The organism is Serratia sp. HNCC26DJ206, from assembly GCF_057180605.1.
Window position 1 is genome coordinate 118,533 of record NZ_JBXUGP010000006.1, and the last position, 15,262, is coordinate 133,794.

Sequence of the window (15,262 nt, forward strand, 5' to 3'; positions counted from 1 at the left end):
ATTCGTGGTCATAAATGCTACCAAATACCCCGCATTCGTTTTGAGCTATCTCAGTAGGGGATTACTCCGCAACTCTGGGAGCTTAAGGTGTTAGCTCGCGGGGCTAAAGTGTGCCAGGCGATAGGTGCTTCGCTTACCCCGCCAAACTGAATGGGATTGCATTTCCAGAGAGAGTGCGAGTGGTCATAAAAAGCCATTTCCTGGTAAATATTCCTCCCTTATCTGGTAATTTTACTGGATAAATGGACAGGATGGTATATCATTCAGTGAGTTTTGGTTTGATTTTCCTTTGGAGTGGTTTTTTATGATTAACATCACTAAAGATTTATTTGTAGAAGTGATGAATGATGCATTACAGGGAAAGCGTGAAAATCTCGAAATGCGTTTACGCATCATGATAAAGAAACTTAAGAAAGACTCTCCGGAGCTGGCGTCTGAGCTTAGTGATGCACTTTTGAGAAATGCCGATTCTGTCAACGTAATGCGGGGAGCTACGGCAAACCGACAACCAGCGCCTGTTGATGCAGATACAAGGCAAAAATTATTGGTTGAGACTTACCCAGTCAGATTGACAGTTACTCCTCTTTGGCCTGAGCACATTTCTACCTCACTCAACCGTTTTGCGGCTGAATGGGATAAAAGGGATCAGCTTATCGAGAAAGGGTTGTTACCTTCTAAATCACTATTAATGGATGGCCCGCCTGGAGTGGGGAAAACGCTCGCTGCTAAATGGCTTGCAGAAAAAATGAATTTACCGCTTTTGACATTAGATCTTGCAAGTGTTATGAGCAGTTTCCTTGGAAAAACAGGGAACAATATACGAGCGGTGTTAGATTATGCTCGCTCTTTCCCGTGTGTTTTGTTATTGGATGAATTTGATTCAATCGCGAAAAAGAGAGATGATTCTTCCGATGTAGGGGAGCTAAAAAGATTAGTAACTGTATTATTGCAAGCCATTGATGAATGGCCTGCTACTTCAATTTTAGTTGCAGCTACTAACCATGGAGAGTTATTAGACCCTGCCGTGTGGAGACGTTTTGATCGAGTAATCAGTTTTGACTATCCATCACAAGGTCTTATAAAAGAATTTTTGCTTAGGAGCGATTTACCGCCTGGGTTGGCAATGTATATTAGCGAAAGTTTGGTTGGTAAGTCTTTTGCCATTATTGAACGTTCAATTAACCAAGCTAAGCGCAACTCTGTTCTGGAGAACATACCCGTTAATAAAGCTGTCATGGAAGAAGTTTTTGAGGGTAAACCCATCGCGGATTTAATTAGGTCAATGAATGAAAAGGGGCTATCGCAGAGGCAAATATCCGCTGAGCTTGCTATCTCAAGACCGCTGATTAAAAAAATAATTGATGCAGAAGGATTGAGTGATGAATAATAAAAACATGTTATTGGGTTACGGCGAAACTTTGACTGGTGAGGTTAAAGTTAAAAAAGGTAATGGCCCTAAAAATAAGCCATATACATACGAAGAGAACGCCCCCGTAATAATGCGTGAACTACAGGGCGTGTTAAAGAGTATGGATGCACTTCCTGATGAGGTTATGCCAAATGGCGAGGCTGTTGCGAAGATCACGCTGCATCCTGCATTTTTAGCAAAATCATATTTCCCAGTCTTACTTTTTAAAAAATTTGCTTTGCATAGCGTGGGTAGCAAATCAGTAAAAGTAAAACCACGGAAAATAGTTGAGGGGCGAGGCAAACCTAAGGATGAATTTTCTAGCGCTTGTATTTATGTATCTGGGAAAGTTAAAAACTTTTTAGCTCTTTATAATGCCTTAAATAGCGATCGTTTGAACAAGGGCGAAAAGAAAGAAATCATTACTTTCGAAGCTATTTCATTCTTTGATTCGAATGATAAGATAAAAACCATTGAGCCATCGCAGAACACGAGAAAGCTTGAAGTTGCACTGCACACCCCAGAGAGTAATAAAGATGTTTTACGTAGCTTTATTAATTACGCATTATCATGCGGCGCAACCATTAATGAAAATAAAATAATAAACATGAATGGGTTGACGTTCATGCCGATTATTGCCAATGCTCACGAAGCCACAATGGTCGCAGAATTCTCATTTTTAAGGGCTATTCGTGACTTACCTAGTCTGAGAATTAACAACCCCGTTTTTACACGCACATTAACTGAAAATAATGAATTAAAATTACCTACGGAGAAAGCGATTAATGATAATATTAAAGTCGCTATATTTGATGGAGGGATAGGTAACACTGACTTTGAACAATGGGTAGAAGAATACGCATTTAGTCAAAATTCAAAGACAAGTGGACAACTACTTTCACATGGTCAAGATGTTACCTCTACGGTATTGTTTGGTGCAATTGTTGAAGGGCAGAAGGAACTTCCCATTCCTTATACAAAAATAGATCACTATCGTGTTCTAGACAATTCGATTGATGGACAAGATGAAGATTTATTCGATGTCTTGTTAAGAATTAAATCTGTTCTAGATGATGAGGACTATGATTATATCAATCTGAGTCTGGGACCAAGATTCCCTGTTGATGACGATGATGTACATGTGTGGACATCAACATTAGAACAATATCTCTCATCCGGTAAAACATTATGTACTGTAGCTGTTGGTAACGATGGTTGCTTAGGTGATGGATTAAATCGCATTCAACCACCTTCTGACTTAGTAAACGCATTGGCTGTTGGTGCGGCTAACTCTTTGTCTGATAAATGGATGAAAAGTGATTATAGTTGTATTGGCCCAGGGCGAAGCCCCGGATTTGTTAAACCTGACGGTATAGCATTTGGGGGGTCAAAAGAAGAGCCATTTAAGCTTTATAGTCCATTTTTAGGGGGAGTAGTACAAACTGCGGGGACAAGTTTCTCTTCGCCATTAGTTTTACGCCAAGCTATTGGCTTGGCTGCAAGTTTGCAATATGACATCACTCCACTTACGGCTAAAGCACTGTTAATTCATCATGCAGAAAATAACGGTTCAGAACGTAGCCATGTTGGCTGGGGACGATTCCCTCACAACTTAGCTGATGTTATTTACTGTGATGACGATGAAGTAAAGGTTATTTACCAAGGTAAATTAAAACCATCTCAGCATCTGCGGGCTTCCATTCCATTTCCTGATATTCCCGTTAATGGGGGTATCGATTTAAAAGCTACATTCTGTTTTACTACTCCGGTTGATGTCGAGCACCCAGTTAACTACACCAAAAGCGGATTAGTTGTTACAATGAGGAAAACTCCAAAAGACAAAATTGGTGCAACCTTCCCTCTATTTAACAGTAAAAATATTTATGCAACAGAAGAAGAACTTCGTGAAGACTCCCATCGGTGGGAGACCACGTTAAGAAGTGAACATACGTTCAACAAAGACACTCTTAAAGACCCTTGTTTTGATGTGATCTATTATGGTCGTGATTGCGGTATGCCTGTAGAAGTTGAGGATTTACCAGAACTAGCTTATGTTCTAATCGTTTCACTCAAAGCGAAAGATACTCCTGAATTATATAATAATATTCGTCAACGTTATCAAACTTTACAACCAATTCAAATCAAACAACAAATTAGGCTGCGATCTTAATTCAATCGTAAAAATAATGTATTTTCGTGCATAGCAAAAAAATTAGCGTTTTGTCAAAGCTACGCCAGAACTGGCGCGGCTTTGATGCACTTGCATTAAAACTGCCCTATAATGCGGGCAGGTGTGACGGGGATATCAACTTTCGCTCTTGGTGCAAAGGAGAGAAAAATGGAAAGTAGTAGTCGACTTGCAATAACTAGCCTGATTGTATCGATATGCGGTGCCATCATCGCGCTCTGTGCGCTGGGACTTTCAATTTACATGGGCTGGCTACAAAAAAATAATTATGAGGTTTCAGTTCAACCTTACATTACACTTGTGCCAACTATTGATCCGGGAAAGAATGAGTATGGTTTTTATCTTTACAACGCAGGCATGGGAAAAGGGTATATTGAAAATATTGAATATTTTCTCGATGGAAGACAAGTTGAAGGTAGTAATTCAGATGTCCTGATACAGGTCGTTAATTTCTTTGGTTTAAATAAAGACTGTTTTGCTTATGGGAATCCAAGGAAGGGAGATTCGGTATCGCTGGATGAGATGAATATTCTTCTAACACTTGGCACGGGAGTGACTTCATTAGCGCAGTGTAAAAAAACGTATGAAGATTTTTATAAAGTATTAAGGGGCCAAAATAATGCCTTTACGATCAAGCTAAGATATAGATCAATTTACAATATATCTTATCTTTATGATTCCTTCAATAATTCTCAGGGAAAAATATGATGATTGCCATAGGGTTGCACGCTCCCGGGTCGTGATGCCGGTCATCCTCTGGTAGGCTTGTGGTTGAATGAATGTTTACGGCTTGCTTTCGATTTTGATTTTAAATGATAGATGAAACACACTGAATCGCCACGACTTAGGCAGCCATCTTATCGGTTGGCAGATAATCTCTGACTTCCGCTTCTGGCACTTAGCTGAAAGACAAGCTAATGAAGAACAGCCTTACTCCGGGCCAGAATAATCAGTAAGCCCCCTTTGTAGCCTGCCGTGGAGTTTCTGCAAGTTTGTCACTATTGAGCGATAAACATGTGTTGAAAAATCGCTAGGTAAGGATTTTGTTACAGCGTCGATTGCTCTCGGAATGTTTTCGGCAAAATAATGCAAGATCTCCATCATTTGCTCTTCAGGAAAGTGCACCTCTTTTGCCGTCGCCAAAAAGTGGCGGGGATAGAGAGTATTAACCTCGGTTTTCCTTCCCTTGCTCGCTTTCAGGCTCATTGCTAACTTAAGATCACTCATATGCAGACCTTGCCCACCCAGCACAGGAAATGCAGAAATAATATCGTAGAAGGGGGTTAATCTATAACTACCGCCAGCCTGGATAAAAATGGAGAAGTTTTTCGCATGCCCATCTGTTGCACCAAGCAACCATTGAAAAACCTGAAACTTCATAAAATCATATCGGTCTTTTAACGCAGCGCTGGAACCGAGCAAAAAGTCCATAATCCTGGGGATCCCTGGCCCCCCATCTGATTCATACTTGGCTGACGAGGGAAGACCAAATACTTGGCAAAGATCTTCTTGCGGTAATCGAAGCAATACCGATCCGCTCCCGGCCCAACGACGGTCAAACCGTTCAAGGGCCAAAGCCCTGATTGCCTCAGTTCTGATGATTTCTGTATCAGGAACCTCCAATCCCAGCTCACGAGCCAACGCTAAGCATAAATACTCATTATCAACACTCTCACGCAGATCCAGCGTAGCATTAGGCTGCTTTATTTCACCTATCGGCAGTTTAATAATATGAGTCGTCGGCGTAATCCCTCTCGGGATACACCAATCCGCATTGATCTTCAGCAGAGCCGTTTTTTCCTGGGCACCAGCAACCGATATTCTAAAATCATCGTCTTCATCAATCATGCCAAGCGGAATATCTGATTGGTATGCTGTCAGTAACGTTTCCAGTCTCTTTTCATCTAGCCGTTCCCAAGTTAATGCCTGGTTGGTAACACTCTGGCCTGGAAGAAGTAACGTCACCGCACCCACACTATCTCTTCCTATCTCAGCAAGAAGATCAAAGGGTTGCTTAGATTTGGCCTGAAACCTTTTAACAATACGATCCCGAACCTTCGGGCTGTCTGGCAACAGATTATCAAAGTAATTAATCACCGCGTCAGATGTAATGTTTCCATACTGCAAAGGTAGCGATAATGAAAGGGGTCTGGCACGCACATTCCGCATCCAGCTATCATCATATCTGAACGTATGCGCCCCGGTTGTCTGCTTCGTTAGCTCACCGACCAGCTCGTTGTTCATCCACGCAATAAGTTTTGCCATTACCAGTCAAGATCCTGTTGGCTATCCTTTTCACAGGTGGTTGTCACATCATTCTTTTCGAAAACAACTATAGACGTTTCAAGTGATTGCAATATTTTAAACAAGGTAGTCAGTGTTGTCTTTTCTGGGTTGTTTTCGAAGTTAGAAATCGTTGCCTGTTTAATACCAATCCGAGCTGCAAGATCACTTTGTGTCCAATGGTTTCTCTGCCGCACAAGTTTTAGATAGTTTGCCAGTTGGCCTGGACTATAAATCTTGGGTGGATTCATCACATTGCCTCCTCGGTAGCCACCGTTTGTGCAGTGGTGATTAGCCAACCGTATGGTCTGCACTCAGCATAATTATCCCTTTATGGGGATATGAAGGTTATTATACCCTTGTGAGGATAATGTCAATCTGAACCGTAAAGGGCAATGACTGGAGTATTCCCTGTAAGGATAAAAATCTCATTATCCGCACTAAAGGATAATTTATGATTTATACCCTCTAAAGGATAAATCGTGGATTCAAGATTCAATAGGCGGGATGAAGTTCTTTTATTTACGTTATCTCCCACCCGGATCAACCGCGATATGGAGATACATAGTAAGGGGGCTGTAGGCCACCAGCCCCCTCTGAATATTACGCCTTGCCGCTACGCGTTGGTTTACGCACTGGCGGTTTGTTCGATGGCGTGCGCTGGCGGGTGATATCGGTATGCTTGGTCAGCGCCGGGCGCGTATTGCGCTGCAAGCGTCTAGCCTCGCGCTGCTCGTCAAGGCTTGGCGCTGGCACCAGGCATTCACGGCGGCTACCGATCAGGTGTTTCAAGCCCATTTCTTCCAGCGCGCTGCGGATCAACGGCCAGTTGGCCGCATCGTGATAGCGCAGCAACGCCTTATGCAGGCGGCGCTGGCGATCGCCACGCGGGATATACACGTCTTCACTCTTATAACCCACCTTGCCCAACGGGTTTTTACCGCTGTAATACATGGTGGTGGAGTTAGCCATTGGCGAAGGATAGAAGTTCTGCACCTGATCGAGGCGGAAACGGTTTTTCTTCAGCCACAGTGCCATGTTCACCATGTCCTCATCGCTGGTGCCTGGATGCGCAGAAATGAAGTAAGGGATCAGGTACTGCTCTTTACCCGCCTGCTTGGAATACTGATCGAACAGTTGCTTGAAACGATCGTAGCTGCCCATACCCGGCTTCATCATCTTCGATAATGGCCCTTCTTCGGTATGTTCAGGTGCAATCTTCAGGTAGCCGCCCACGTGATGGGTTGCCAATTCTTTGATATAACGTGGATCTTCCACCGCCAGATCGTAACGCACGCCGGAGGCAATCAGGATCTTCTTGATACCGGTTAATTCACGGGCGCGGCGGTAGAGCTTGATGGTCGGCTCGTGGTTGGTATCCATGTAAGTACAGATTTCTGGATACACGCACGACGCACGGCGGCAGGTCTGCTCCGCACGCGGGTTGGTGCAGCGCAGCATATACATGTTGGCGGTAGGGCCGCCCAGATCGGAAATCACCCCGGTAAAGCCCGGCACTTTGTCGCGGATCTCTTCGATCTCGCGCACGATAGAGTCTTCGGAACGGCTCTGAATGATGCGCCCTTCATGCTCGGTGATCGAGCAGAACGAACAGCCGCCGTAGCAGCCGCGCATAATGTTCACCGAGAAGCGGATCATGTCATAGGCTGGAATACGCGCTTCACCATACGAAGGGTGCGGGATACGCTGGTAAGGCAGGGCAAAAACGCTGTCCATTTCCGGCGTGGTCAGTGGGATCGCCGGAGGGTTGATCCACACGTAGCGATCGCCATGCTTTTGCATCAGCGCACGGGCACAGCCGGGGTTGGTTTCGTGGTGCAGAATGCGCGAAGCGTGGGCATACAGCACTTTGTCCGCCTTCACCTTTTCAAAGGAAGGCAGCAGCACGTAGGTCTTTTCCCACGGCTTGGGCTTGGCGGCACGCACAACAACCGGTTTAGCCTCTGGCTCCGGCACGCTGCCGTCGGCACAGGGCAAATCTTCACCGTAAGGATTAGGGATCGGCTCAATGCGGCCCGGTTTATCCAGGCGGGTGGAATCCACCCCGCTCCAACCCGGCAGCGGCTGCTTGCGCATCACCGCAGTGTTGCGGATATCATGGATATCCTGAATATTTTCGCCTGCCGCCAGGCGGTGCGCCAATTCCACCAACGGGCGCTCGCCGTTGCCGTAAATCAGGATATCGGCTTTGGAATCCACCAGCACCGAGCGGCGCACGGTATCCGACCAGTAATCATAGTGCGCAATACGGCGCAGGCTGGCTTCGATACCGCCCAACACGATCGGCACGTCTTTATAAGCTTCTTTGCAGCGTTGGCTGTACACCAGCGTGGCACGATCCGGGCGTTTGCCCCCTTCGTTACCCGCCGTATAAGCATCGTCATGGCGCAGTTTGCGATCGGCAGTGTAGCGGTTGATCATCGAATCCATGTTGCCCGCGGTAATACCGTAGAACAGGTTCGGTTTGCCCAGGCGCATAAAGTCGTCTTTACTGTTCCAATCCGGCTGGGCAATGATCCCAACGCGGAACCCCTGCGCTTCCAGCATGCGGCCAATGATCGCCATGCCAAAACTTGGGTGATCAACATAAGCGTCGCCACTGATAATGATCACATCGCAGCTGTCCCAACCCAGTTGGTCCATTTCTTCTCGCGACATCGGTAAGAACGGCGCAGGGCCAAAACATTCCGCCCAATAGGGCTTATAGGAGAACAATTCACGTTCGGGTTGGATCAGGCTGGTGGTGCTCATTGCGGGTACTCTTGTGCAGGTTAATTTATCGCCGGGCGGCGATTATACGCACTCGTTGCCAAAAGAGCATGGTTATTTATCAGTTTGATTAGCTATTGACCTCAAACTCATACACATCGCTGCGGCACAGAGTTTCGCTGAGTTCAAGAACCTCGCCTTGGGCATTGCGACTGGTCTGCACAATCCGCAACAGCGGCATACCGCTGTGTACGTTGAGCAACTCGGCGATCTCGTCAGTGCTGGCAATGGCCTTTAAGCGAAAATGCCGCCCTTCTGGCACAATGCCGCGCGACTGCCACAGCGCATAAAGCGAATGCTCCAATACTTCAGGATCGGGCAGAAAACGCTGTGGGATATAGGTGGTTTCCAGTGAAACCGGGTTACCATCGACCAATCGCAGGCGGCGCAGCTTGATCACTTCGCTGTGATTGACCACTTCCAGCGTTTTGGCCACATCGGCAGGAGCCTCCATGCGGATACGCAGCAACCACTGGTTGCTGACGTTACTGCCATTACGCAGCACCTGAGCGGTAAAGCCGTGATCCTGATTGAGGGAGTAACCGATATGCATCGCCACCCGCGTGCCGATACCCTGCTGGCGCGAGATCAGCGCTTTTTCATCCAGCAACTTCATGGCATTGCTGACCGTCACGCGTGACACGTCCAGCGATTCAGCGATCAGGCGTTCCGGCGGCAGAAAATCCCCGACGGCCAGCACATGCTGTTTAATCGCCGCTTCAATCGTTGTGGCCAACTGGATATAACGTGGTGCCGCCGCAGCCTGCAAAAACTGTTGACGCAGCCAGGTAATAAAATCACTCATTGGATCCGCCTCTGCTGTCTGTACCCCTCTTCCAACCTCATTTTTACCATATTTGCCACCTTCAAGATAACCGCCTGACCTAGGTTTACAGTGGAGTTGGATTGGTATCACAGTTTTCACCAATTGGACTGCAATTGGCTTTATTTCGACTATAATGTCACTGCATTGATGTTCTATATCAATACGCACCAACACCAGGGAACAAAATAATTAAATGATAAATAAAAATAACACCTACCAAGCCATTCTCGGCGCGCTTTATGGGCAGGCCGTAGGTGATGCAATGGGGATGCCGTCTGAACTGTGGCCCTTGCAGCAGGTTCGTCACTATTTTGGTTGGATCACTCAATTTCTGCCAGGTCCAGAAGAGAATATCGCCGCAAACGAATTTACCGCTGGAGAATATACCGACGACACCCAACAGGCGGTAGCGTTGATAGATGCACTGTTAGCCGCCGATGGCCGCGTCGAACCGGAGCTCATCGCCCACCACATTATGTTATGGGCGGAGCGGGTGAATGCCTTTGATAAAAACATCCTTGGCCCGAGCTCCAAAGCCGCGCTGCTGGCAGTGCGTGCCGGTACGCCGGTGATGGAGATCCCCGCCAATGGTGTCACCAACGGCGCGGCGATGCGGGTGGCCCCCATCGGTTGCCTGATGCCCAGCGCCGATCTGCCCAGGTTTATCGATGCGGTACGGCTATCATGCAGCCCGACCCACAAGTCGGACATCGCCGTGGCCGGGGCTTTTACCGTCGCCTGGGCGATTAGCCGAGCCATTGAAGGAGCAGACTGGGCCACCATCAAGCAAGAACTGCCAGAACGGGTAGAACAGGTGCAACAGCAGCAGATCACCACCTTCAGCCCATCGCTCAGCCGCCGCTTGGTCTGGGCGTTGGAATGTGCCACTAAAGCCAGCGCGCTGCCCGATGCCGAAGCGTTGGCAGAGCTGTACCATACCGTCGGTGCCGGGATGGACAATATCGAGTCCATACCAATGACGCTGGCGCTGGTTGAACTGGCCGGAACCGATCCGCAACGTTGCGCGGTGCTGGCCGCCAATCTGGGTGGCGATACCGATACCATAGGTGCTATGGCAACGGCGATTTGCGGCGCACTGCACGGAATTGGCGCCTTCCCAGCGGAATGGATTGACACCATCAACCGTGCCAATCAGATTGATTTTCAGCCTTACGCAGCGGCTCTTACCAGGCTGCGCAACCAAGGATAGTGATAGATGAGTGAAATCAACCGCAATGAGACATGGAAAGTAGAAAGTACCGGGATCGATCGCGTACCTGATGCGGAACAGACCGGTAAACCTATCGAGCTGTTCTGGGTCTGGTCAGCTGCCAACATCGGCATTCTTGGCGTGGTGTATGGGGCGATTATCGTCGCCTTTGGCCTGTCGTTCGTTCAGTCGATCCTGGCTGCTCTGGTTGGCGTCGCCAGCTTTATTCTGGTGGGTTACACCAGCTTCGCCGGCAAACGCGGCCGTACCTCTACCCTGACCTTATCGCGGGTGATTTTTGGTCTGAAAGGCAATATTGCCCCTACCACCTTCAGTTGGGTCAACCTGATGGGCTGGGAGGCGGTCAACGTGATTACCGGCACGCTGACGCTAGCCGCCCTGTTCCAGGCGGCGGGCATGGGTGCCAGCCATTCTCTCACCGCCATCAGCCTGCTGCTGTTTGGCGGCCTGACCATCGTCGTCAGCCTGCTCGGCCAGAATACCGTGGTCTGGATGCAGAGTTGGTTCAGCCGGATTTTCGGCACCATGACGTTGATCGTGGTGTTGTATATCGTCTTTACCACCGAATGGGGCAAGGTGCTGTCGTTGCCTTCCGGCAGTTGGCTGAGCGGCTTCCTGCCAGCGGTTTCGGTGATCGCCGCCGGTACCGGCATCAGTTGGGCCATCGCCGGGGCGGATTACAGCCGCTACCAGAGCCCACAGTCTGCCGATAAAAGCATTTTTGCCGCCGTGGTAGGGGGGGCCTGCCTGCCGCTGATGCTGCTGATGTTCACCGGGATCCTGCTGTCGGTACAACTGCCGGATCTGGCTAGCTCCGCCAACCCGATTGCGCTGATCGGCTCGGTGCTGCCGAAATGGATGGCCATCCCCTATCTGCTGGCCGCCACCGCCGGGATCGTCACTATCGCCGTGCTCAGCCTCTACTCCGCCAGCCTGAACCTGTTAACGCTGGGCGTGAAGGTGAAGCAGTCTTTGGCAGTGTCTATCGATGCAGTGCTGGTGCTCGGCATTGCCATCTACGTGCTGTTTGTCTCTGAAGATTTCCTGGGGCCATTCATCTCGTTCCTGGTGTTCTGCGGCGTCTTCCTCGCGGCCTGGGCGGCGATTTTCATCCTCGATTACACCAAGCTGCGCCGCCACCACGGCTACGATGCCAACGCGCTGTATGGCCTGAACGGCCAGAATTGCGGCGTGCGTAAAGTACCGCTGCTCTGCTGGTTCCTCGGTGCTTTCTGCGGGCTGATGGTGACCAAAACCGGTTTTATCGATGGCCCATTGGCAAAAGGCCTGTTTGCCGACTCCAGCCTTGGGCTGTTCGTTTCCTTCCTGGTCAGCCTGCTCGGTTATGGCCTGTATCTGGCTAAGTGCGGAGCGCGCCAATGAGTGAGTTGTTAGCCGTAAAACCGATTCTGGTGGTCGGGGGAGCAGTGGGTGACCTGGTGCTCACGCTGCCACACTTGCCCAGCAGCGGTGAAGATATTGAAGCAGTGCCACAAGATCGGCAGATTGGTGGCTGTGCCTTTAACGTGGCGCGCGCGCTGCGCCGCCTGAATGTGCCAGTGATCAACGGTATGCCGGTCGGCAACGGAGATTGGGGTTCCACCATTGAAAGCGCGATGCAGGAGCTGGATCTGCCGGTGCTGCTGCGCCACGGTCAGATGGATAACGGCTGGTGCCTGGCATTAGTGGAACCCAACGGTGAACGCACGTTTATCACCATCACCGGCTGTGAGGCACAGTGGAATAAAGCCCAGTTGTCCACGCTGCCTTTAGATCCAGAAACCTTGGTGTATGCCAACGGTTACGAATTGGTGGGTGAACCGGGCGAAGCGTTACGTGACTGGCTGACGCGCCTGCCGTTCGATCAGCAGCGGTTGATCGACCCCGGCCCACGGGTTGGTCAGTTGGGTGCAGAGTTCTTTGCCATGCTCAGCGACAGCCATACCTTGCTGACCCTGAACCGCGACGAAGTGGCTATCTTGTGTGGCGAGGGCGATGCGGTCAGCGCCGCACAGCGCTTTGCCAGCGCACATAATATTACGTTGATCTGCCGTTTGGATCGTGACGGGGCCTGGATTTGCGACGGCCACCAGTCACCTCAGCATGTGCCGATCTATCCGGTTGAGGTGGTTGATACTATCGGTGCGGGCGATGCCCACTGCGCCGGTTTGCTGGCCGGGCTTTCTGCCGGTTGGCCGCTGCCGCAGGCGGTCGATCTCGCCAATCGCGTTGCCGCCTGCGTGGTCGCTAGCCGGGGAGCGGCAGGCGCACCAGACTGGCAACAGCTACAACAGCGCTTTCCTGCCTGATACGCTCATGGCCCGATATCTCGGGCCATGACACCGCTTAATGTGCCTTCTGCATCTCTCCAGCCACCTCTTCTGGCCGATGTTGATAGTTGAACGTCAGCGCGAAGATCACCCCCAGCACCAGCGTATAGGCCGCAAACACCAGCCAGATGCTTTGCCAGTTTTTCACGCCATCTTGGGTAAAGAAGTCCACCACTTCACCGCTGGCGATCGCCCCAACGTAAGCACCCGCACCGTTAACCATGCTCATAAACAGCCCTTGCGCGCTGGCACGAATGCGGTGGTCGGCTTCTTTTTCAACAAAGATCGCACCGGAAATATTAAAGAAATCAAACGCGCAGCCATAAACGATCATCGACAGCAGCAGCAACACAAAACCAAATCCAGCCGGGGTGCCATAGGCCAGGAACAGGAAGCGCAGCGTCCAAGCCGCCATGCTGATCAGCATCACCTGTTTGATACCGTATTTACGCAGGAAGAACGGGATCGTGAGGATGAAAAACACCTCAGAAATTTGCGACAGGGAAAGCAGCACGGAAGGATAACGCACGCTAAAACTGTCCTGATACAGCGGGTTGAGCGAGAAATCGTGCAGGAATGGGTTGCCGAAGGTGTTAGTGATCTGTAGCGCCGCCCCCAGCAGCATGGCAAACAGGAAGAAGACCGCCATGCGCTTTTGTTTGAACAATACAAAGGCATCCAGCCCCAGCAGGCTGACCCAGCTTTGCGAGCGCTTCACATTGTTGGTCGGGCAATGGGGCAACGTCAGCGAATAAGCGGCTAACACCAGCGATACCGCCGCAGCCAGGTACAGCTGCATATTGCTCAGTTCAATTTTGCCAAAACTGATCAGCCACATCGCCAGAATAAAGCCCACGGTTCCATAAACCCGCACCGGTGGGAAGTCTTTTACCGTATCGCAGCCGTGCCTTTCCAGGCAGAAGTAAGAAATGGCGTTGGACAGCGCGATAGTGGGCATATACACCATGGCGTTGAACAGCATCACCCAGAACATCACCATCGGTTGCTCGACCTGCGCCGCGCAGTACAGCGCCACCGCGCCAAGTAAATGGCACAGTCCGTAGAGGTAGTTGGCCTTGATCCAGCGATCGGCAATAATCCCTGCCAAGCTCGGCATAATCAGCGCCGCAATGCCTTTCGAGCTGTAAACCATTCCTACCTGCACCCCGCTGAAATGCAGGGTGTTGATCATGTAAGAACCGAGGGTCACTAACCAAGCCCCCCAGATAAAGAACTGGAGGAAGACCATCACTTTCAATCTGGTTTTTATTGCCATTACCATCACCTTGTTATTCTGATTTAACGATGATTTACGCGGCAAAGTAGGGTTTGCCGCGGGGTATCGGACGGAAATAATATTTACAGCGTTTTGAAGAACTCACGGATCAGGCGCATAAAATCGTCGGCCGCCATGGCGGCACAGCTCAGCGTCTGTTCGTGAGAAAGTGGGGTATCCGATAGCCCTTCGGCGTAGTTAGTCATCGCCGACACCACCAGCACCTTCAGGCTGCAATGGCGGGCAGAAAGCACTTCCGGTACGATCGACATCCCGACCACGTCGCAGCCCAGCGTCTGCATCATGCGGATCTCTGCCGGGGTTTCGAAATTCGGCCCGGTATAGGCAGCAAACACCCCTTCGGCCAGCGGGATCCCGACCTTTTCCGCCACCTGCGCCAACTGCGCACGCAAGTCACGATCGTAGGCATTGGCCAGGCTGAAGAAACGTGGGCCAAAGCGCTCGTCGTTGCTGCCCACTAATGGGGATTCCGGCATAAAGTTGATGTGGTCGGTCAGTGCCACCAGGCTACCCGGCGCAACCGACTTGCGCAGCGAACCGGCGGCGTTGGTCGCCAATAGGAACTCACAGCCCAGCAGTTTGAAGGTGCGTATTGCCGTGGTCATCACCTGCATACCCCGCCCTTCATAGAAATGCCCGCGCCCCTTCATGCACAGCACCGGCACCCCTTCCAGCCAACCGGCCACCAGTTGCCCAGCGTGGCCAACGACGCTGCTTACCGGGAAGCCCGGTAATTCGGTATAGTCGATGGTGACGGTATCCTTCATCACCTCGGCCAGCGCTCCCAGCCCGGATCCCAGAATCAAAGCAGCACGCGGCTGAAAGCCGGGCAGCCGGGTACGCAAAATATCCGCACAGGAAAAAGCATCTTCTTGATTAAACATAGTATTCTCTTCTGTGGAAGGGTGG

Annotated in this window: 12 protein-coding genes; 6 read left to right on the top strand and 6 right to left on the bottom strand. The window is 50.2% G+C overall.

The window, feature by feature from the left end; genetic code table 11:
* Positions 1-304: 304 nt before the first annotated feature.
* From AC2A1E_RS05810 to AC2A1E_RS05820, 3 genes are all read left to right on the top strand, one after another.
* A complete protein-coding gene (locus AC2A1E_RS05810) occupies positions 305-1,387 on the top strand; it encodes an AAA family ATPase (RefSeq protein WP_484382979.1) in 1,083 nt (360 codons plus the stop codon).
* Entirely contained in the window at positions 1,380-3,578 is a 2,199-nt protein-coding gene (locus AC2A1E_RS05815; protein WP_484382980.1) for a S8 family peptidase, read from the top strand. Before AC2A1E_RS05810 ends, AC2A1E_RS05815 begins: the two co-directional genes overlap by 8 nt.
* 168 nt (positions 3,579-3,746) lie before the next feature.
* Positions 3,747-4,304: a hypothetical protein gene (locus AC2A1E_RS05820; protein ID WP_484382981.1), complete on the top strand. Its 558-nt coding sequence runs from the start codon at positions 3,747-3,749 to the stop codon at positions 4,302-4,304.
* Positions 4,305-4,526: 222 nt separating this feature from the next.
* On the opposite strand, the gene AC2A1E_RS05825 is transcribed toward AC2A1E_RS05820, so the two are convergent.
* The 4 genes from AC2A1E_RS05825 to AC2A1E_RS05840 form a co-directional block, all read right to left on the bottom strand.
* Entirely contained in the window at positions 4,527-5,861 is a 1,335-nt protein-coding gene (locus tag AC2A1E_RS05825) for a type II toxin-antitoxin system HipA family toxin (protein ID WP_484382982.1), read from the bottom strand.
* Entirely contained in the window at positions 5,861-6,130 is a 270-nt protein-coding gene (hipB, locus tag AC2A1E_RS05830; protein ID WP_484383019.1) for a type II toxin-antitoxin system antitoxin HipB, read from the bottom strand. The genes AC2A1E_RS05825 and hipB overlap by 1 nt, the downstream gene beginning before the upstream one ends.
* A gap of 352 nt (positions 6,131-6,482) precedes the next feature.
* The gene (locus AC2A1E_RS05835; protein WP_484382983.1) at positions 6,483-8,651 is read right to left on the bottom strand and encodes a YgiQ family radical SAM protein; all 2,169 of its coding nucleotides are present in this window, start codon (positions 8,649-8,651) and stop codon (positions 6,483-6,485) included.
* 88 nt (positions 8,652-8,739) lie between these two features.
* Positions 8,740-9,474 (bottom strand): GntR family transcriptional regulator, encoded by a 735-nt coding sequence (locus tag AC2A1E_RS05840; RefSeq protein ID WP_484382984.1) that lies wholly within the window; start codon positions 9,472-9,474, stop codon positions 8,740-8,742.
* Between the two features lie 214 nt (positions 9,475-9,688).
* Between AC2A1E_RS05840 and AC2A1E_RS05845 the strand changes: the two genes are divergently transcribed.
* The 3 genes from AC2A1E_RS05845 to AC2A1E_RS05855 are packed head-to-tail and all read left to right on the top strand — an operon-like array spanning position 9,689 to position 13,035.
* Positions 9,689-10,705 (top strand): ADP-ribosylglycohydrolase family protein, encoded by a 1,017-nt coding sequence (locus AC2A1E_RS05845; protein WP_484382985.1) that lies wholly within the window; start codon positions 9,689-9,691, stop codon positions 10,703-10,705.
* Between the two features lie 6 nt (positions 10,706-10,711).
* Positions 10,712-12,109, top strand: coding sequence for a purine-cytosine permease family protein (locus AC2A1E_RS05850; RefSeq protein ID WP_484382986.1), 1,398 nt, complete (start codon positions 10,712-10,714; stop codon positions 12,107-12,109).
* Positions 12,106-13,035, top strand: a complete 930-nt coding sequence (locus AC2A1E_RS05855) for a PfkB family carbohydrate kinase (RefSeq protein ID WP_484382987.1) — start codon at positions 12,106-12,108, stop codon at positions 13,033-13,035. Before AC2A1E_RS05850 ends, AC2A1E_RS05855 begins: the two co-directional genes overlap by 4 nt.
* A 37-nt stretch (positions 13,036-13,072) precedes the next feature.
* On the opposite strand, the gene AC2A1E_RS05860 is transcribed toward AC2A1E_RS05855, so the two are convergent.
* Positions 13,073-14,332 (bottom strand): nucleoside permease, encoded by a 1,260-nt coding sequence (locus tag AC2A1E_RS05860; protein ID WP_484382988.1) that lies wholly within the window; start codon positions 14,330-14,332, stop codon positions 13,073-13,075.
* Between the two features lie 83 nt (positions 14,333-14,415).
* A complete protein-coding gene (gene xapA, locus AC2A1E_RS05865; protein WP_484382989.1) occupies positions 14,416-15,237 on the bottom strand; it encodes a xanthosine phosphorylase in 822 nt (273 codons plus the stop codon).
* Between the last annotated feature and the right edge of the window lie 25 nt (positions 15,238-15,262).

Excerpts from the sequence above, each read along its gene's own strand:
- AC2A1E_RS05840 (WP_484382984.1), bottom strand. The coding sequence starts at position 9,474 with ATGAGTGATTTTATTACCTGGCTGCGTCAACAGTTTTTGCAGGCTGCG.
- AC2A1E_RS05810 (WP_484382979.1), top strand. The coding sequence starts at position 305 with ATGATTAACATCACTAAAGATTTATTTGTAGAAGTGATGAATGATGCA.
- AC2A1E_RS05815 (WP_484382980.1), top strand. The coding sequence starts at position 1,380 with ATGAATAATAAAAACATGTTATTGGGTTACGGCGAAACTTTGACTGGT.
- AC2A1E_RS05860 (WP_484382988.1), bottom strand. The coding sequence starts at position 14,332 with ATGGCAATAAAAACCAGATTGAAAGTGATGGTCTTCCTCCAGTTCTTT.
- AC2A1E_RS05850 (WP_484382986.1), top strand. The coding sequence starts at position 10,712 with ATGAGTGAAATCAACCGCAATGAGACATGGAAAGTAGAAAGTACCGGG.
- AC2A1E_RS05855 (WP_484382987.1), top strand. The coding sequence starts at position 12,106 with ATGAGTGAGTTGTTAGCCGTAAAACCGATTCTGGTGGTCGGGGGAGCA.
- AC2A1E_RS05825 (WP_484382982.1), bottom strand. The coding sequence starts at position 5,861 with ATGGCAAAACTTATTGCGTGGATGAACAACGAGCTGGTCGGTGAGCTA.
- AC2A1E_RS05845 (WP_484382985.1), top strand. The coding sequence starts at position 9,689 with ATGATAAATAAAAATAACACCTACCAAGCCATTCTCGGCGCGCTTTAT.
- xapA (WP_484382989.1), bottom strand. The coding sequence starts at position 15,237 with ATGTTTAATCAAGAAGATGCTTTTTCCTGTGCGGATATTTTGCGTACC.
- AC2A1E_RS05820 (WP_484382981.1), top strand. The coding sequence starts at position 3,747 with ATGGAAAGTAGTAGTCGACTTGCAATAACTAGCCTGATTGTATCGATA.
- AC2A1E_RS05835 (WP_484382983.1), bottom strand. The coding sequence starts at position 8,651 with ATGAGCACCACCAGCCTGATCCAACCCGAACGTGAATTGTTCTCCTAT.
- hipB (WP_484383019.1), bottom strand. The coding sequence starts at position 6,130 with ATGAATCCACCCAAGATTTATAGTCCAGGCCAACTGGCAAACTATCTA.